This window comes from Natrinema hispanicum, from assembly GCF_900111485.1.
Lineage (GTDB): Archaea > Halobacteriota > Halobacteria > Halobacteriales > Natrialbaceae > Natrinema > Natrinema hispanicum_A.
The window spans coordinates 20,839-38,818 of record NZ_FOIC01000016.1 but is presented as its reverse complement, the minus strand read 5'-3'; the positions used below and the strand labels follow the sequence as shown (position 1 = coordinate 38,818).

General features: G+C 64.0%; 21 protein-coding genes. 13 read left to right on the top strand and 8 right to left on the bottom strand.

Annotation, left to right across the window (positions count from 1 at the left end; genetic code table 11):
* Position 1 precedes the first annotated feature (1 nt).
* Positions 2–880 carry a sulfite exporter TauE/SafE family protein gene (locus BSG09_RS13940; RefSeq protein WP_092934139.1) on the bottom strand — a complete coding sequence of 293 codons (879 nt, stop codon included), beginning with the start codon at positions 878–880 and terminating at the stop codon, positions 2–4.
* Positions 881–894: 14 nt separating this feature from the next.
* Entirely contained in the window at positions 895–1,107 is a 213-nt protein-coding gene (locus BSG09_RS13935; protein WP_092934211.1) for a cytochrome-ba3 oxidase subunit, read from the bottom strand.
* 101 nt (positions 1,108–1,208) lie between these two features.
* Between BSG09_RS13935 and BSG09_RS13930 the strand changes: the two genes are divergently transcribed.
* From BSG09_RS13930 to BSG09_RS13915, 4 genes are read left to right on the top strand one after another with little or no spacing between them, the layout of a single operon-like run.
* The gene (locus BSG09_RS13930; RefSeq protein WP_092934137.1) at positions 1,209–1,436 is read left to right on the top strand and encodes a hypothetical protein; all 228 of its coding nucleotides are present in this window, start codon (positions 1,209–1,211) and stop codon (positions 1,434–1,436) included.
* A complete protein-coding gene (locus BSG09_RS13925; RefSeq protein WP_092934135.1) occupies positions 1,433–2,260 on the top strand; it encodes a cytochrome c oxidase subunit II in 828 nt (275 codons plus the stop codon). The genes BSG09_RS13930 and BSG09_RS13925 overlap by 4 nt, the downstream gene beginning before the upstream one ends.
* Positions 2,247–3,989, top strand: a complete 1,743-nt coding sequence (locus BSG09_RS13920; RefSeq protein WP_092934133.1) for a b(o/a)3-type cytochrome-c oxidase subunit 1 — start codon at positions 2,247–2,249, stop codon at positions 3,987–3,989. The genes BSG09_RS13925 and BSG09_RS13920 overlap by 14 nt, the downstream gene beginning before the upstream one ends.
* 1 nt (position 3,990) lies before the next feature.
* Entirely contained in the window at positions 3,991–4,191 is a 201-nt protein-coding gene (locus BSG09_RS13915) for a CbaC protein (protein WP_092934131.1), read from the top strand.
* Positions 4,192–4,295: 104 nt separating this feature from the next.
* Here the strand turns inward: BSG09_RS13915 and BSG09_RS13910 are convergent, their stop codons facing one another.
* Together BSG09_RS13910 and BSG09_RS13905 are read right to left on the bottom strand one after the other, a co-directional pair.
* A complete protein-coding gene (locus BSG09_RS13910) occupies positions 4,296–5,324 on the bottom strand; it encodes a mannose-1-phosphate guanylyltransferase (RefSeq protein WP_092934129.1) in 1,029 nt (342 codons plus the stop codon).
* A 1-nt stretch (position 5,325) separates the two neighbouring features.
* On the bottom strand, positions 5,326–5,637 hold the full coding sequence (locus tag BSG09_RS13905) for a DUF7091 family protein (RefSeq protein WP_008009022.1): 312 nt from the start codon (positions 5,635–5,637) through the stop codon (positions 5,326–5,328).
* 131 nt (positions 5,638–5,768) lie between these two features.
* On the opposite strand from BSG09_RS13905, the gene dapA reads away from it, so the two are divergent.
* The 3 genes from dapA (at position 5,769) to BSG09_RS13890 (ending at position 8,403) form a co-directional block, all read left to right on the top strand.
* The gene (gene dapA, locus BSG09_RS13900; protein ID WP_092934127.1) at positions 5,769–6,659 is read left to right on the top strand and encodes a 4-hydroxy-tetrahydrodipicolinate synthase; all 891 of its coding nucleotides are present in this window, start codon (positions 5,769–5,771) and stop codon (positions 6,657–6,659) included.
* Between the two features lie 171 nt (positions 6,660–6,830).
* Entirely contained in the window at positions 6,831–7,760 is a 930-nt protein-coding gene (locus BSG09_RS13895; protein ID WP_092934125.1) for a replication factor A, read from the top strand.
* Position 7,761: 1 nt separating this feature from the next.
* Positions 7,762–8,403: an RPA family protein gene (locus BSG09_RS13890; protein ID WP_092934123.1), complete on the top strand. Its 642-nt coding sequence runs from the start codon at positions 7,762–7,764 to the stop codon at positions 8,401–8,403.
* A gap of 52 nt (positions 8,404–8,455) precedes the next feature.
* Here BSG09_RS13890 and BSG09_RS13885 read toward each other — a convergent pair whose 3' ends face one another.
* Both BSG09_RS13885 and BSG09_RS13880 read right to left on the bottom strand, forming a co-directional pair.
* Positions 8,456–9,139 carry an alpha/beta hydrolase gene (locus BSG09_RS13885; protein WP_092934121.1) on the bottom strand — a complete coding sequence of 228 codons (684 nt, stop codon included), beginning with the start codon at positions 9,137–9,139 and terminating at the stop codon, positions 8,456–8,458.
* Positions 9,136–10,092: a VOC family protein gene (locus BSG09_RS13880; RefSeq protein WP_092934208.1), complete on the bottom strand. Its 957-nt coding sequence runs from the start codon at positions 10,090–10,092 to the stop codon at positions 9,136–9,138. The genes BSG09_RS13885 and BSG09_RS13880 overlap by 4 nt, the downstream gene beginning before the upstream one ends.
* Before the next feature lie 154 nt (positions 10,093–10,246).
* Here BSG09_RS13880 and BSG09_RS13875 point away from each other — a divergent pair, with 154 nt between their 5' ends.
* The 5 genes from BSG09_RS13875 to BSG09_RS13855 all read left to right on the top strand — a co-directional run bounded on the left by BSG09_RS13875 (position 10,247) and on the right by BSG09_RS13855 (position 14,597).
* On the top strand, positions 10,247–10,654 hold the full coding sequence (locus BSG09_RS13875) for a ribbon-helix-helix protein, CopG family (RefSeq protein WP_092934119.1): 408 nt from the start codon (positions 10,247–10,249) through the stop codon (positions 10,652–10,654).
* 150 nt (positions 10,655–10,804) lie between these two features.
* A complete protein-coding gene (gene trpC, locus BSG09_RS13870; RefSeq protein WP_092934117.1) occupies positions 10,805–11,599 on the top strand; it encodes an indole-3-glycerol phosphate synthase in 795 nt (264 codons plus the stop codon).
* 2 nt (positions 11,600–11,601) lie between these two features.
* Positions 11,602–12,918 (top strand): tryptophan synthase subunit beta, encoded by a 1,317-nt coding sequence (trpB, locus tag BSG09_RS13865; protein ID WP_092934115.1) that lies wholly within the window; start codon positions 11,602–11,604, stop codon positions 12,916–12,918.
* Entirely contained in the window at positions 12,915–13,778 is an 864-nt protein-coding gene (gene trpA, locus BSG09_RS13860) for a tryptophan synthase subunit alpha (protein ID WP_092934113.1), read from the top strand. The genes trpB and trpA overlap by 4 nt, the downstream gene beginning before the upstream one ends.
* A 24-nt stretch (positions 13,779–13,802) precedes the next feature.
* Positions 13,803–14,597: a 2-amino-3,7-dideoxy-D-threo-hept-6-ulosonate synthase gene (locus BSG09_RS13855; RefSeq protein WP_092934111.1), complete on the top strand. Its 795-nt coding sequence runs from the start codon at positions 13,803–13,805 to the stop codon at positions 14,595–14,597.
* 53 nt (positions 14,598–14,650) lie between these two features.
* Here the strand turns inward: BSG09_RS13855 and BSG09_RS13850 are convergent, their stop codons facing one another.
* Entirely contained in the window at positions 14,651–16,093 is a 1,443-nt protein-coding gene (locus BSG09_RS13850; RefSeq protein WP_092934110.1) for an amidase, read from the bottom strand.
* Positions 16,094–16,201: 108 nt separating this feature from the next.
* Complete coding sequence (locus tag BSG09_RS13845) at positions 16,202–17,176, bottom strand: cation diffusion facilitator family transporter (RefSeq protein ID WP_092934108.1); 975 nt, start codon at positions 17,174–17,176, stop codon at positions 16,202–16,204.
* A gap of 181 nt (positions 17,177–17,357) precedes the next feature.
* Between BSG09_RS13845 and BSG09_RS13840 the strand changes: the two genes are divergently transcribed.
* The gene (locus BSG09_RS13840) at positions 17,358–17,930 is read left to right on the top strand and encodes a SprT-like domain-containing protein (RefSeq protein ID WP_092934206.1); all 573 of its coding nucleotides are present in this window, start codon (positions 17,358–17,360) and stop codon (positions 17,928–17,930) included.
* Positions 17,931–17,980 lie beyond the last annotated feature (50 nt).

Here is a 17,980-nt window from a genome sequence, read left to right as displayed (position 1 = left end):
GTTAGAACAGGTTAATGTACGGGAGCGGGACGTGTGGCAGATGGATGCCGTACAGCATCAGCCCGTGTGAGAGGGGAATGTAGCCGAGCACGACGAACGCAGCCCCCAGTCCACGATGGAGTCGAACGCGCGTGTCGGGCCCGATCGTGTTCAGGACGGTCCCGTAGGCGAACAGTGTGGGAATCGTCCCCAGCCCGAGAGCGGCGAGTGAGAGCGCTCCGCGCGTCGGTGAGCCGAGCGCGAACGCATAGAGGTACGCCGGATAGATGATCGGACACGGCATGAGGCCATGAACCGCACCGAGTGCGAAAATCCCCGGCGACGTCGCGTAGCGGTCGATCCGGCTCGAGAGGAGATCGGAGAGTCGGCGGAAGGCCGTTCCGATGATCGGCAGTCCGTGACCGGGAACGGCAGTTTGCCCCCGGAGATAGTACAGGCCGCTCGTGACGATCGCGATCCCGACGAGGATTCCCGTCACGCCCCTGACGCTGTCGCCGATGGCGGCGACGGCCTCGCTCGAGGCGATCGTGATCGCCCCGAGCAGACCGAACAGGCCGCCGACCACAGCGTAGCTGGCCGTCCGACCGAGGTTAAACAGCGCATGCTGGCGCACCTCGTAGCCGGTGAGCGTGTCGTCGCGGCGTTTACTGCTCGCCGCACCGATCCGGTCGGCATACGCCGTCACCAGTGGGCCACACATCCCCAAACAGTGTGCGCCAGCCAGCAGTCCGACGACGAACAGCAAAAGCAGGTTCACGCGCTCGAGGACGGCACCCGACGGTACCGACGCACCCATCAGCGGTACGATCAGTGAGTGGACGCCGGACTCAAGCGGAAGAGCGGTCGAGAGCGGGCTCGATACGGATGAAACGAGGGTCATCTGAACTGAAAGCGTTAGCCGAGGGTGCCGCTGCCGTCACCATGGTGGCCGTGGGACGTCTCGACCGGTGACATGGCGAGATACAGCGAGCCGTAGATGAGGCCAGTGTTGAGCATGCTGACGCCACCGGCGAATACCGAATCCGTGATTCCATAGACGATAAGCGGGATCAACGCAAGCAACCCGACAGCTGCCGCGTGTCGAGGTTGGAGTGTCTCGAGGCTCATACACATTGGTTTAGACGGTGGATAGCTTAATTCCCCAACCCGTTCCCAGTGGCCGGGAATGATGATTGGCAGTAAGTCATGCCCTTTCCCTACCACTCCGTATGAGTTCGGCTATCGAAAAAGGGGTGGATGGGAAGCATCCCACTGATGAGACCGATCAGGTTCGTGAACTCGATCACGACGAGTACGATCCGATCGGAACAGCGATTCTGGTTGGGATCTACTTTCTCATACTGGTGGCACTGTGGATATTCATGTACTTCATCGAGTTCCTCGGTAACGGGCCGACCGTCACCGGGGTGCTGTTGACGGTGGTGGGGCTTGCATGAACATTCACACCTACGAAAAGACCTGGCTGGCCGTCGCGATGGTGCTGATCGTCGGCTTTATCGCGACGATTACGTACGGCGCGGTCGGGCCCGGCATCGCCATGATCGACGACGATGGCGGCACCATCGATCCGGACACGATCAACGACGACGAGCGGTTCAGTGACCCTGGCGTCACACACGTCGGTGGCAACGAATACGAGGCGGCCGTCGTCGCTCAGGCGTGGGCGTACACGCCAAGCGAGATCACGGTGCCGGCGAACAGCACCGTGACGTTTTACGTGACGAGCCGGGACGTGACACACAGCTATACTGTCGCCGGGACGAACGTGAACACGATGGTCGTCCCTGGACAAGTCTCAGAGATGACCGTCGAGTTCGACGAACCCGGCGAGTACGGCATTCTCTGCAACGAGTACTGTGGTGCATACCACCACACGATGGAAGGCAAACTGAACGTCGTTCCTGAAGACGAGTTCGATCTGACCGAACTGTCGACTGAGGCCCCCGACGAGGCCCAGCTCGGCAACCAGACGACGATCAACACCACCGTCAGCAACGATATGAATTACGACCTCGAAACGACCGCAACCCTCGAGATCGGCAATCAGACCGTCGAGCAGGATCAGACCGTCGAGCAGGATCAGACCGTCGAGCAGGACGTCACGGTGCCCGCACACGGCAGCGAAACCCTCGAGTTCGCGGTCGACACGACTGACTTTGGAACAGGCGATCACGACTGGACGGTGACCGTCGACGGCCACGAGGGAAGTGGGACGCTCACGGTCACCAACGCGACCGAAGGAGGTGATGGCGATGCGTAACGCCTACATCGACCAGTTCCCAGAGGAGGCACGCGTAATCAGAGCCGCACTCTGGAGTTCCTTCCTCGCGCTGATGATCGGCGGGACGCTCGGGCTCATTCAGGGCCTGCACCGAACGAACGTCTTGCGGTTCATCCCCTCGCAGGACTACTACACCGTGTTGACTGCCCACGGCGTGTTGCTGGTGATCACGTTCACGATCTTCTTCCTCGTGGGGATCTTCACCTGGGCAGTAACGACTAGCCTCGATCGCGGTGTCAAAGACATCCGCTTTACGTGGGGCTGGTACGCAATGATGTCGCTCGGAACGCTCCTGGTCGGCGTCTCGATCCTCGGCGGCGTCGTCGACCAGATTCCGATGAACGCCGACGTCCTGTATACGTTTTATTCGCCGTTCCAGGCGCATCCGGCGTTTTATGTGGGCTTCGTCCTGTTCGTCGTCGGGACCTGGCTCGCTGGCTTCGACTGGTTCCGGACATGGTGGGCCTGGAAGAAGGACAATCCCGACGAACGGATCCCGCTGCCGACGTTCATGGCGTTGACGACGATGCTGTTCTGGTATCTCAGCTCGATCGGTGTCGCCATCTCGATCCTCGCGTTCCTGCTCCCGTGGTCGCTGGGGATCATCGACTCCGTTAACCCGCTGCTCACCCGGACGCTGTTCTGGTTCTTCGGCCACCCAGTCGTGTACTTCTGGCTGATGCCGGCGTACATGCTGTGGTACACCATGCTGCCGAAGCTCTCCGGTGGCAAGCTGTTCAGCGATCCGCTCGCACGTGTCGTCTTCGTGCTGTTCCTGATCCTGTCGACGCCGGTTGGGATCCACCACCAGTATCTGGATCCCGGCATCGCGGAAGGGTTCAAGTTCATCGCGATGACGAACACGATGTTCCTGCTGTTGCCAAGCCTGCTGACCGCGTTTACCGTCGTCGCCAGCATGGAACACGGCGCGCGCCAGCGCGGCGGTGAGGGCTACCTCAGCTGGCTCAAGGCACTTCCATGGCGTGACCCGGCATTTACCGGGATGGCGCTTGCCGGCCTCATGTTCGCTGCCGGTGGCTTCTCCGGCATGATCAACGCCGGCCTGAGCATCAACTACCTCGTTCACAACTCCTGGTGGGTCGTCGGTCACTTCCACCTCACAGTCGGCACCGCCGTCGCGTTGACCTTCATGGCGGCGTCCTACTGGTTCATCCCACAGTTGACCGGCAAAGAGATCTGGAACCGCTCGCTCGGGCTGGTCCAGGTCGTGCTGTGGTTCATCGGCATGACGTTCATGTCGAACGCGATGCACCGGGCCGGGCTGTTCGGGATACCCCGTCGGACTGCTGAACCGCAGTACGAGGGCTTTAGCTTCGATCCCGCCGTCGGCACCGTCGCTGAGATCGACGCACAGGTCGCTCTGGGCGCGGCGTTGCTGACCCTCTCGGTGTACCTGTTCATCACGAACATGGTCCTGACGACCATCGGTGGCTCCACCAGCGATGCGATTCCGGACAACACCTATGCCGGCACGCTCTCGGGCCCCGAGGACTCGCCAGCGATCATCGACAACCTCAAGCTCTGGACTTCGATCGCCGTCGTCCTCGTGATCATCGCCTACTCGCTCCCGCTTGCGAGCATCATCGACGCCGGTGGGCTGTTCGGCCCCGGCATCGACCCCTGGAAGCCAAGCGTCGTCGTCGACCCGAGTCTCGTCCTCGAGTCCGTGCGTGGGGTGATGCCCTAATATGCGTATCTCGAAGGGCGGACTCCTCGTCATCATGGCGTTCCTGACGCCACTGATCGTCGAGTTGCGAACGGTGCTCTCGTGGTTCGGTATCAGGCTGTCCGTCGTGGAGACGGGCGCACTGGGACTGGCACTCATCGTTGCGGTCCTCATCTGGGCGATGTGGCCGTCAAACGGTGACACCGAGGCCAAGCTAGCCTGATAGTCGCGAGCGAATTCTAACTTCGATTTTTATTGCCAAACAGCAGTCAGAACCACTCGATCACCGCTCGAGCGTAGCCGATGTGTGGCGTGTTGCCAGATGCATTAGAAGGCGTCCCGATGGCGCAAGCGATCGACCACGTCACGAACCCGTTGCGACGCATCCCGCGGAGCGATAAGGAGTCGATTCCCGAACGCCGTCACGATCAGATCGTCGACCTCGAGCAGCGAGACGTGGGCGTCGGGTGCAGCGACGACGTTCCCAGTGGCGTCGATCGCGAGAACCCTTCCTGCGACGACGTCGTTCGACTCGTCGCCCGCTCGCTCGAGGATCCGGCCAACCGCGTCCCACGTCCCGAGGTCGTCCCAGCCGACCGATAGCGGCGTCACGAAGACGTTTGTCGCGCGCTCGATGATTGCGTAATCCACGCTGCTGGCCTCGACAGCCTCGAAGCCGCCGCGGGGGTCGCCAGCTGCGAGTGACTCGACCAGCGGCGCGAGCGGTGAGTTTCGCGCCGCGGCTAACAGGGCACTGGGTTTCCAGGCGAAGACGCCGACGTTCCAGTACGCACCGGCATCGATGAGTTCGCGTGCGTGTTCGCGGTCGGGTTTCTCGGTGAACTGCGTGACGGCTGCGTAGTCGTCGGTGTCGGCCTCGAGTCCGTCGGTGGGAACGACGTATCCATAGCCCGGCGACGGCCGCGTCGGTTCGACGCCGACCGTCACCAGCCCGCCTGTTTCGACGGCGATCTCGGCGGCGCGCTCGAGCCGTGTTGCAAACGCCGCGTCGTCGGCAACGTAGTGGTCACTGGGGAGACAGATCAAGACCGGCTCCGTGTCGAACTGCTTGCGGAGCCGCCAGGCCGCATAGACCAGCGCCGGTCCGGTGTCTTTCCCGGCCGGTTCGACCAGCACGCCCGCTTGTGGTGCGTGCTCGGAGACTGTGTCGGCGAACGACTCGCGGGTCAGGACGTACTGTTCGTCGGCAAACGCCGTTCGGTCCATCGTCCGTGCGAGCAACGAGCGCTCGCCGACGAGCGACCGCAACTGTTTGGGTCGGTCACGTCGGCTCGCAGGATAGAGTCGACTCCCGAGCCCGCCGGCCAGCACGCAGGCGACGACGGGACGATCCATCTCACCAGGTCTCGATTCGGCCGTTGCGGACGTCTTCTGCACACCCCTCACAGTCAGGATGACCCGCCTCGTAACAGGCCGGTCGGTACTCGTCGTCGAGCTTCGCCGCCCGCTGTTGGGCGTAGCGCCGACAGACGATTTTCGCCCGTCCCGCCTCATCGGTCGGCAACTGACGTGCGTGTTTCGCCATCTCGTATGCCTCGCGGGCCTCCTCGAGTTGCTCGTCGGTCGATCTGCGAAGCTCCTCGAACTGCTCGCCTGCGCCCTGCAGCGTCGAGCGCACGAATCGCTCGAGCCGACGCCGATCCGCCATATGCGTTCGTTCGACTGCCGGACACATATACTGTCGGACGGATCGACGCAGCGGTCACACTACAGCTACCCGTCGTGGTCGTGGGTCACCGATGGCAACGATTTTGACGTGGTCGCACGTCGAACACGGACATGGCACTTCGCAACGCGCTGCAGGGAATTACCTGTCCAATGGTGACGCCGTTCGACGACGGCTCGGTTGACGAATCGGCACTCGTCGACGTGCTCGCACACCTCCAGGACGGCGGCATCGACGCCGTCTTTCCCTGCGGAACGACCGGCGAGTATCCGAGTTTGACAGCCGACGAGCACCGTCACGTCGTCGAAACGACCGTCGACCACGCCGAGGTTCCGGTCATCGCAGGTGCTGGTGCGACAAGCGTCGATGAGACGGTCACCGCGATCGACCGCGCCGCCGATGCGGGAGCAGACGCCGCCGCGATCGTCGCGCCGTATTTCACGACCGCGAACGCGCCCGAGGGCAACCGGCGGTTCTTCGAGGCCATCATCGACGAGGCGTCGCTGCCCGTCCTGTTGTATAACATCCCGCAGTGTACGGGCCAGCGCATCGAACCCGAGACCGTCGCCGCCATCGTAGCACACGACAACGTCGTCGGGATCAAAGACTCGAGTGGCGATCTCGAATATTTCCTCTCGGTGCTCGAGGGGACGCCCGACGAGTTCCTGTGTCTACAGGGGTATGACGCGTTGCTGGTGCCCGCGCTTCGCATGGGCGCGGATGGGGGGATCAACGCCCTGTCAAACGTCATCCCCGAGGTACTGCGGGAGGCATTCGACCACGCCGACGACGAGCGCGGGCGAGAACTCCAGCGGGACGCGATCGCACCGCTGTTCGACGCGTGTACGACCCACGATTTCGCCCCGGCGACGAAGACGGCACTGGCCGAACGCGGCGTCATTCCCTCCGACGCGGTCCGCCCGCCGCTGGTTGCCGTCGACGATGCCGGCAGAGAGGCTATCGGCGACGCGCTCGAGTCTGCACTCGCGGTCACAGAGCAGTAGGACAGATCAGTGTCTCGATGGGCGACGACCACGGTCTCGAGATGTCCCTCGACGCCCGCTGGCGGTTTCTTTCGCCGCGATTCACTTTCACTCCGCTCCCCTCACTTTAAATACGATGGGGCGCGAACAGCGGTATGCCTCCCAGTGAAACCAAAGAGGAGGCGAGACACTATGAGCGACGTACGACAGCACGCGGACGACATACATGCGCAGTTTTCGGATCATATAGACGTCGACATCGAGGACGTCGAAGAACGTCTGACGACGCTCGTCGACGAGTACAAAGTGCCGATGGACGAGGCACGCCGGAGCGTCACGAATCACTACCTCGAGGAAGCCGGCTTAGAGCGTGAGGACATCTCGGGTGGCGACAGCGAGGCGGCAAAAATCGAGGATGTCGACGAACCCGAAGAGTGGATCGACCTCACCGCGAAGGTCATCGAACTCTGGGACCCACGGAGCGACTCGGTCGCGCAGGTCGGTCTGCTGGGCGACCCGACCGGGACGATCAAGTTCACCAAGTGGGCGAAATCAGAGCTCCCCGCACTCGAGGAGGGCGGCGTCTACGAACTTCGCAACGTCGTCACTGACGAGTACCAGGGCCGGTACTCGGTCAAACTCAACTCGACGACGGTGATCGAGGAACTCGACGAGGACATAGAGGTCGGCAACGACACCAGCGAGGTCGAAGGCGCACTGGTCGACATGCAACGCGGCAGTGGCCTCATCAAGCGCTGCCCGGAGGACGACTGTACCCGCGTCCTCCAGAACGGCCGTTGTAACGAACACGGTGAGGTCGAAGGCGAGTTCGACCTCCGGATCAAAGCCGTCGTCGACGACGGCATCGACGCCCACGAAGTCATCTTCGACAAGGACGCCACCGAGGAGTTGACCGGGCTCAGTCTCGAGGAAGCAAAGGAGATGGCGATGGACGCGCTGGATACGACCATCGTCGCCGACGAGATTAGAGAGGATATCGTCGGTACCTACTACCACATCGAGGGGCCGACGTTCGGCCGGTACGTCCTGGCCGACGACGTCGAAGAACTCGGCGGGCCAGCGGATCCAGAGGAACTGCTGATCAAAGCGAGGTCGATGTAACATGAGCCAGTCTGAACTTACCCGCGAAGTCGCCCGCCGCGTCTTCGCATCGGAATTCAACGATTCGACGTACGCCTTCAAAGAGAGCGACGACGAGCGCGCGCCGAACTACGCATTGCTCCCGACGGGCGATCGCGCGAACCGCGTGTTCGTTTCCGGGACCTTGACCGAAACCGAAGACGTCGGCGAGGAAAGCGAATACTGGCGCGGCCGGGTCGTCGACCCGACGGGGACGTTCTTCGTCTACGCCGGGCAGTACCAGCCCGAGGCCGCCTCGGTTCTGCGAGAGACGGAACCGCCGGCGTACGTCTCCATTGTCGGTAAACCCCGCACATACGAGACCGACGATGGCACCATCAACGTCTCCCTGCGACCCGAATCGATCTCGGTCGTCGACGACGAGACGCGCGATCGGTGGGTCGTCGAAACCGCCGAGCGCACGCTTGACCGCATTGAGGCGTTCGAAGCGTGGGAAAGCGAACAGGAGGCTCCCGAAAGCGCCTCGACCGCACCGACGAACGAGTACGCCCAGATGGCCCGCGAGCAGTACGACTCGCCGGTGGTCAACTACCGTAACGACGTGATTCAGGCACTCGAGAGCTTAGAGACCATCGGAAACGACGACGCGGAAGCGACGGTCTGAGCTCGCCTGTCTCGATTTTTCGCGGTTCGATCGATACCGGCCGAGTCGTGAGTTAGTCGTTCAGTATCTCCTCGAGGAGCGTGCCGATTGCCGCGAACTCGTCGTCGGTAACCTCGTGTCTGGTGTCGGAATAGCACCGTTCGTCGACGACGGCATCCGCTCGCTCGAACGTACGAACCGTCTCGGCGACGCCCGCGCGGTCGACGTGCGGATCGGCTTTGCCGTAGCCGACCAGGACTGGTGTTCGCGCGAGCGAGCCATCGATCGACGTCGAGCCAAGCTCGTCGATCGTCCCCGGAAGTGTCCCCGAGAGGAGGGCGAGACCACCGTAGCGAGCCGGGTTGCGTCGGACGAACTCGGCGGCGACGCACGCACCCTGTGAGAAGCCGACGAGGACGGTCCGTTCGGACGGCACGTCGATCGCCCGGGCGGCTTCGAGTGCGGCCGCGACACAGTCGACACTCGAGGAGAGCCACGGCTCGTTGGCTGACCGGGATGCACTCGCGGGTCGCGGGAACCAGCGGCTTCGGTCGGCCTGTGGCGCGAAGACGGCGACGCCGTGTCGGGAGGCCGGGTCGAAGAGGTTGATACCGCCCTGTGCAGTCGCGCCGCGGCCGTGACAGGCGACGAGGGCAGCGTTGGCGGCCAGTGCAGGTGCACCGGCCGTAAGCAACGGCTGACCGGCATGGGGGCCAGAAACGGAGTCCATCGACCGATACCCTCCCGACCCCGTCATCGATACTTGTCTCGTCCCGTCGGAACCCGCAACGTTGGGAGCTGGCTCTCGATCAGGTCGCGGTCGGCCTCGAATCGGTCGGGCAGGTATAACGACTCGCCGGGAGCGCCCGCATCGTCACTCGCCGCGACGCCGTCGGTTTCGGTCGCCAACTCGAAGAGGATTCCACCTGGCTCACGGACGTACAGCGAGTGAAAGAAGTGGCGGTCTTTGACCCGCGAGACGTCGTAGTCGCGGTCGTCGAAGAGCGTCCGCCACTCGTGGAGGTCGGCTTCGCCCTCGACTCGAACCGCAACGTGGTGGAGCGTCCCCGCTCCTTCGCGACCGAACGGAACGTCGCGGTCGAGCACGTCGACGACTGTAGCTCGCGTCCCGGGTGCTCGGTACCGAACCCGATCGTCGGTTTCCGTCTCGTACTCGAACCCCAGCGTCTCGAGTAGCCCGGCCGTCGCGTAGGGGTTGGTAGAGAGTGTCGACACGCCGTGGAGTCCTCGAATCGCGTCTGCCGCCGGGACAGATCCCGCAGTCCAGGGGTCGATATCGCTCGGCACCGACGGGCCAGCGACGAGTTCGATCCGCGTTCCTGCAGGATCTTCGAGTCGCAGTACTCGGTCACCGAATCGCTCGAGTGGCCCCTCGACAGCGAGATCGTGGGCCTCGAGTCGCGCGTGCCAGTGTGTGAGCGTGCCGGACGGGACGACGAACGACACCGATTCGACCTGCGGCGACCCGTGCCGGCCGGGGTCGCCGTGGGGGTCGGGAAACTGCGTCAGAACCGTTCCCGGCGTGCCGGCGGCGTCGCCGAAGTAGAGGTGGTGCTGGAGGATGTCCTCGAAGTTTACCGTCTGGATGACGAGGCGAAGGCCAAGCACGCCGCTGTAGAAGTCGATAGCATCCTGGGCGTCCCCGACGATCCCCGTCACGTGGTGGAGTCCCGGCGTGTCTGTCAGCATCACGTAGTGTTGGTGCCCCGTGCGGATAGCCTGTCGGGTCGGACCCATCGCGACGATGTGGCCGTCGACACGCAAGTGTGGAGAGTCGCCAACCCGGTCAGAGCCGGTCGTCTGACGAATGATTAAGTTCCGTGAACGACGACTAGGGACATCGATGGGGAACAAGAACAAGACCATCTCGTTTCGGGTGAATGAGGACGCGTTCGAGGCGCTACAGGAGATCGCCGCCGAGCGCGATATCTCGCTGTCTGCGGTCTTCCGGGATTACGTCGACCAGCTCGTCGAACACGACGGACAGGTCGAGGTCGTCCCTGAAGCCGATCTCGAGGCTCGCACGAGCGAGGACAACGACGAGGTCTCGTTCCCGCCGACCGTCGAAGTGCCAAAACGGTTCATCCGCGAGCACGAGCGGCTGGAACTCGAGGCCGAGCACCTTCGGGAACAACTCGACGAGTACAAAGGCTACGTCAACGAGCTCCAGGACCGACTCGAGGACGAGGAAGACGAAGTGCTCCTCCTGGATGAGTTAGACGACGAGAGCGACTCGTTCCAGCTTCGGTAGCGTCCTCACCCGTATCCCATCCGCCCTTCTCTTCGCCAAAACTCGTTAGGTTCGAGCGTGTCAGTCCTGCCGACGACGAACTCGTGAGACCCGCGATTGCGTCACGATGGCGCAAGCCTTATGTACATATGAGTACGTCGATGTACAATAATGAACTCCGAAACGGAGCTCGCTCCCGCGGTGCAGTCGATTCTCGAGGCGGCACGGGAGCGGTCGGGTGGTGACGGCGTCGTTTCCGTCGACGCGCGCTCGCTGCCCGACGCGCTGGCCGACGCCGAGGCCGCGGGGCGAGTCCCAGTGATCGCGGAGGTAAAACCGACGAGTCCGACGGCCGATGGGACACGAGACGACGACCCAGTCGCGTTGGCGCAGGCGATGGTCGACGGCGGCGCGGCGGCGCTGTCGGTCCTCACCGAGCCGACCCATTTCGGCGGCTCGCCCGACGCGCTGAGTCGGATTCGTGAGGCCGTCGATGTTCCCGTCTTGCGCAAGGACTTCGTCCTCGACGAAGCCGGGATGGATATCGTCGAGGCCGACCTTCTGTTGTTGATCGCGCGGTTCGTCGACGACCTCGAGGGACTCATCGCCGCCGCCCGCGAGCGCGGCTTTCAGCCGCTGGTCGAGGTTCACGATCAGGCGGAACTCGAGACCGCCCTTGAGGCAGGGGCCGAAATTATCGGCGTGAACAATCGCGATTTGGCCCGACTCGAGGTTGACCTCGAAACCTTCGAGTCAGTGGCAACCGAGGTACCGGATGACGTGACACTGATCGCCGAGAGCGGAATCTCGTCGCCGGCCGACGTGCGACGGATGCGCGAAGCGGGTGCCGGCGCGTTGCTCGTCGGCAGCGCCATCATGGACCACGGCGCAGGCGACAGCGACGTGACCGGGAACACGCGCCGACTGGTAGATGCGAAATCAAGCGACCACGACGGAGACTGTTAGATATGAGCACGGAACGCGAACGCGACGGAAAGAGCAGTCGAACGGGAACGTTCGGCGACTACGGCGGCCAGTACGTCCCCGAGGCGCTGATGCCAGCCGTTCAGGAACTCGAGGACGCCTACGAGCGCTACGTCCTCGAAAACGAGGATGGCTTCATGGACGAATTCCGCGAGCGGATGCGAGAGTTCGGCGGGCGACCGACGCCGCTCCAGCGTGCGGATCGGCTGAGCGAGCGCTACGACCGCGAGATCTACCTCAAGCGCGAGGATCTGCTCCACGGCGGGGCTCACAAGCTGAACAACGCGCTCGGACAGGTGCTGCTCGCGAAGTACATGGGCAAAGAGCGGATCATCGCCGAAACCGGTGCGGGCCAACACGGCACCGCGACGGCGATGGCCGCCGCCCATCTCGACATGCCCTGTGAGATTTACATGGGCCGGACCGACGTCAACCGCCAGCGGCCCAACGTCTACCGGATGCGGATGAACGGGGCCGAGGTGAACCCGGTCGAGGCCGGCAGCGGCACTCTGAAGGAGGCGATTAACGAGACGATGCGCGACTGGGCGACCACCGTCGAGCGAACGCATTACGTGATCGGCTCGGTCGTCGGTCCACACCCGTTCCCGAAAATGGTCCGGGACTTCCAGTCGGTCATCGGCACGGAAGCCCGGAAACAGATTCAGGAGCAGGCCAGCCGCTTGCCCGACAGCGTCGTCGCTTGCGCCGGCGGCGGCTCGAACACGATGGGGACCTTCCACGCGTTCGTTCCAGACGAGGAGAGCGCGGAGCCACGCTCCGCGGATGACTCGAGCGGGCAAAGCCCGCGAGAGCACGTCGACCTCTATGCCGTCGAGGCCGGCGGCTCGAGCCTCGAGATCGACGAAGACGAAGGACTTGCGCCCAACTCCGCGACGCTGTCGACGGGCACTGACGGCGTTCTCCACGGCGCGATGACGAAGCTCCTCCAGAGTACGGAAGGCCAGATCATGGAATCCCACAGCGTCAGCGCGGGGCTCGACTACGCCGGCGTCGGTCCGGAACTTTCCCATTTGGTCGAGACGGGCCGCGTGACGCCAGCCAGCGTCGACGACGAGGTCGCGCTCAACGGCTTCCACCGACTTTCGCGACTCGAGGGGATCATCCCCGCACTCGAGTCGAGTCACGCCCTCGGGTTCCTTGAAGAGGCCCACGAAGACCTCGGCGATCTCGTCGTCGTCAACGTCTCCGGCCGTGGCGACAAGGACTTAGAGACGGTGCTCGAGGAGACCGAAAAACGCGATCTCGCGGCCGCTCCCGACGTGGAGGTGTTCGACCAGTGAGCGACGAGACATCGATCGAGAGCGACATCGAAGCCGCCATTCGCGAGAACCACCCTGCCCTGATCACCTACATTACGGCGGGTGACCCCTCGCTCGAGGATACCAAAGAATACGTCGAGGCGCTGGATCGCGGCGGCTCGGACCTGATCGAACTCGGCCTCCCGTTTTCGGAGCCGATCGCCGAGGGGCCGACGATTCAGGCCGCGATCAACCGCGCGCTCGATGCTGGAACGACCCCCCAGGGATTCTTCGAACTGGTCGATGACATAGAGACCGAGGCACCGCTGCTGGTGATGACCTACTACAACATGATCCTGCAGTATGGCTCCGAGCCTGATGTCAAGCCATTCGTGGAGCGAGCCGCCGAAGCCGGGCTCTCGGGGATCATCGTCCCTGACCTGCCCGCCGAGGAGTCCGAACCGCTCCGTGCGGCCTGTGACGATCATGGGCTCGATCTCGTCTTCATCGTCGCGCCGACGACCGAGGGCGAGCGCCTCGAGACGATCATGTCGCAGGTTTCGGGCTTTGCCTACGTACAGGCCCGGCTCGGGACGACGGGTGCACGCGCGAACGTCTCCGGAGCGACCCACGACAGTCTCGCACGCCTCTCCGAGTACGACGTCCCCAAGGCAGTCGGCTTCGGCGTCAGCGAGGGCGACCACGCCGCCGAGATCATCGAGGCCGGCGCTGACGGCGTCATCGTCGGCAGCGCACTCATCGATCTGATCGCCTCGAGCGACGATCCAAGCGACGCGATCGACGCGCTCGAGGCCAAAGCCGCGGAACTCAAACGCGGCGCACGCCGTGGGACCGAGAACGAGGCAGACGAGGAAGTGGCACCGGAACCAGAACAGCCATAACTGCAAGCTTGCTACACTCCCGCAATGACTGTCGGAACTGACGCACGACTCGATCGAATCGGGACAGACGGATCGTACGTAATCGTCCCAATGGACCACGGCATCACAATCGGTGCCGTCCAGGGATTGAAAGACATCGAATCGACAATCGATGGCGTCACCAGCGGTGGCGCGGACGCGGTTCTCACACAGAAGGGGATCGCGCCGCGCGTCCACGACAACAAGAACGACAAGGGCTACATCGTCCATCTCAATGGCTCGACGACGATCGGCCCCGACGAGAACGACAAGCGCATGACCGGCACCGTCGAGGAGGCGATCCGTGCCGGTGCCGACGCCGTCTCCTTCCACATCAACGTCGGCTCGGACCACGAGCCCGACCAGCTCACCCAGCTCTCTGAGGTCACCGAGAAAGCAGACCGCTTCGGGATGCCGGTCCTCGCGATGGCCTACGCCCGCGGCCCGGGCGTCGACCCCGAAGACCCCGACGCGCTCGGCCACGCTGTTCGCCTCGCCGAAGAACTGGGTGCCGACATCGTCAAAACGGGCTACAGCGGCGACGCCGACAGCTTCCAGCACGTCGTCGAGTCGACCCGGCTGCCGGTCGTCATCGCCGGCGGCTCGAAGGGAACCGACCGCGAGACCATCGAGATGGTCCGTGGCGTGATGGACGCCGGCGGTGCCGGTGTCTCGATGGGCCGGTCGATCTTCCAACACGAAGACCCCGAAGCGATCGCCCGCGCGGTCGCCGGCGTCGTCCACGACGATCTCTCGACCGAGGACGCACTGGCCGAAGCGGGACTCGCACTCGAGGCCTGAACAACTGACTTTTCGCTGTCAGGCTCTCTGCTCGGTCCGTTTTGGACCGCCGTTCAGCTATCCGGATAGTGGCCAGTCCACGGCCGGACCCGCTCGAGGGCCGCAGCAACCGCGAGCACGTCCGCCTCTGCATATCGGCGGCCGACGATCTGCAGGCCGACCGGCAGGCCATCGTCTGTAAGGCCTGCGGGGACCGACGCGGCCGGATGGCCGGTCAGATTGAATATCCAGGTGAGCATCGCATCGGTCGGAATCCCGTCGACGTCCTGTCCGTCGATCGTCGTCGGATACCGGTCGGCCAGTCGTTTCCCGTAGGGAGGTACCGTCAGCGTCGGCGTCACGAGCGCATCGTGGCCCGCCAGCGCGTCCTCGATCGCGTCGTAGGCCTGCGTCCGGAGGCCGTTCGCGAGTCGTTCCTCGACCGCACTCGTGTCGTTTGCCAGCGCGATCGTTGACAGAAGTGTTTCCTCGACGTCGGCAGTCTCGAGGTCGATCCCGAACCGCTCCTCGACTCGGGCCGCGAGCGCAGCGAAGTAGCCGCCGACCTGCGTGTAATACGCCGATCGCAGCGGTTCGTAGTCCGGCAGCGAGACGTCGACATCGGTGACGGCCACGCCCGCAGCCGCGAGGTCGTCGACGGCGTCGCCGACGATCGCACGGACGGTCGGGTCGACAGGTTGTAGATCCAGATTCGGGCTGTACCCGATGGAGAGGTCGTCTGCCAGCCGATCCGTCGCCGGGAGCACGTCGTCGCCGTCCGGCACGCTGAGCGGATCGCGGTCGTCCTGTCCCGAGAGAATGTCGAACGCGAGCGCGACGTCTTCGGTCGACCGACCGATCGGCCCGCCAATCATGAACGGCGTGTGTGTGCCAAAAGAATCGAGCCGGGAACCGGCCGGCACGCGCCCGAAGCTGGGTTTGAGGCCGACGACGTTACAACACGACGCCGGCACCCGAAGGGAGCCGCCGATGTCCGAGCCGGTGGCGAACGTCGTGAGGCCGGCCGCGACCGCCGCCGCGGAGCCACCGGAGGAGCCGCCGGCCGACCGCTCGAGGTCGAACGGCGTCGCCGTCGCCCCGACGAGACGGTTGTCGGTCTTGATCGTGTGAGCAAGCGCCGGCGTGTTGGTGGTGCCGACGATCACTGCCCCAGCCGCCTCGAGTCGCTCGACGGTGATCGAGTCCGTGCTGGCGACGTGGTCCGACAGCGGAGCTAGCCCCATCGTGTTTCGGACGCCCGCTTTTCGATCCCGGAGATCCTTGATCGCGACCGGAACCCCGTGTAGCGGGCCGAGATCCTCGCCGGCCGCTGCCGCGCGGTCGGCTTCGCGAGCACGCTCCCGAGCCGCGTCCGCGATGAGCGTCACGTAGGCGTTCAGGTCGCTTGCCGCCTCGATCCGCTCGAGGAGGGCTTCGACAACTGCCAGCGAGGATCGCTCTCCGCGTCGGATCGCGTCCGCGAGTTCCCGCGCGGACGAGATGGTGTCAATGTGCATAAACCATCGAATTGGTTCGAGATGATAAAGGTCCGGGTGGCTGCTCACTCGAGATCCGACCGATGGAGACTCGATCGAGAGACGTTGTGACCCCGAACCACTGGGTCCTCAGTGACAGTGCGTATCCAGATGAAGGTCGCGGTCGTCGTAGCGCGGCGAGAGTTCGACGGTGGCGTGATCGACGCCGTGGCCGGCGAGTTCGTCGTGGACCCGGCGCGTGACCGACTCGGCTTCGAGCATCGTCTCGACGTCTGTTTCGACGTGGACCGTCGCGACCGTGATCTGACTGCAGATCTGCCAGGCGTGGAAGTCGTCGACCGCATCGACGCCGTCGATCTCGCGGATGTGCGACTGAATCTCGTCGCTCTTGAGGGGCGTTTTGAGGAAGAAGATCTCGCCGCTGCCACGCAACACCGTGATCGCCGACCAGGTGACGACGACGGCGATCAGCGCCGCAGCAATCGGGTCGATGACGCTGATTCCGGTTACGTCGATCGCCACCACGGAGACGATGACGGCGACCGAGCCGCCAGCGTCGCCCAGCAGGTGGTAGAACGCGCCCTTCTCGTTGAGACTCATCGCGTCGCCATGGAGGACGAAGACTGAACCGACGTTGACCAGGAGGCCGCCGATAGCGATAGCGATCGTCGGCCCAGTCCCGATAGCGATGGGCTCGAGAAACCGCTGGTATGACTCCCAGAGGATGAACGCGACCATCGGCAGGAGCAACAGGCCGTTGAGGAAGGCAGCAAACGGCTCGAGGCGGTGGAGGCCGTACGACCAGCGCTCATCGTCGCCGTAGTGTTCGGCGACGTAGGAGGCGGCGAAGGCCATCACGTACGCGAGCGCGTCGAACAGCATGTGGACGGCGTCGCTGACGAGCGCGACCGAGCCAAACGCCAGCCCACCCACGAGTTCGACGAGAAAGCCGACGACGTTGATCAGCGAGACGGCGGCAAGCTTGCGGCTGCTCGTCGACTCGCCACCGTGGCCGTGGCCGTGTCCGTGCCCATGTCCACCGTGGTCGTGATCGTGGCCGTCGTGTGAGTCGTCGTGGGTGTGCGCCGACTCGTTGTGACTCATCGATAGTCGAACTCGGTGTGTCTAGCTTATTAATTCGGCTGCTATTAAGCAGCCTATAGACTAGTAACCTTAACAAAATTCTTCAGCTAAATTGCTAACACCTGCGGCAGTGTCTCGAGTTCGATCGGTGCACGGTCGTATCACCGGAAGAATTTCGGCGACGGTCTCCCTTTTCGAGGTCGTGACAGACGGCGAGACGACCACGCTCGACGATGAAATCGTCGCCCGCGCTCGGATTCACGCCCGCGAGGTACGCGACGAACATGAGCTCGCGATCGACCTCGGAGCCATCGAGTGGGCCGTCTCGACGCGAGCGCGCCGCCGGGCGGGCGCGTGTCGGTGGCACGCCGATCGCGAGGTGGCGACGATCGTCCTCGCCCGACGGGCCTACGAGCGCTACGAGTGGCCCGCGTTCGCAGGGATCGTCCGCCACGAACTCGTTCACGCATGGGAGTTCCAGCAGTTCGGCGAGTCCGGTCACGGCGACCGGTTTCGAAAGCGAGCGGCCGCGCTCGAGGCCCCGCGCTATTGCGAGACGTTCGTGGAGCCACGGTACGTCCTCCGGTGTCTCGAGGCCGACTGCGACTGGCGCGCGAAACGCCACCGGGCCTCGAAACCGGTGAAGACACCCGACCAGTACCGCTGTGGGGCCTGCGGCGGTGGGTACGAGGTCGAACACGTAGCAAGCGATCGCACGTGGACGACGGCAAGCGGCTACGGCGGCGCGAAGGCGGCACTTGGCGACGATTGGTAGCACGACAGCGTGAGCCGGCCCGTTTCGGTCGTCGATAGCATCTCGATTGC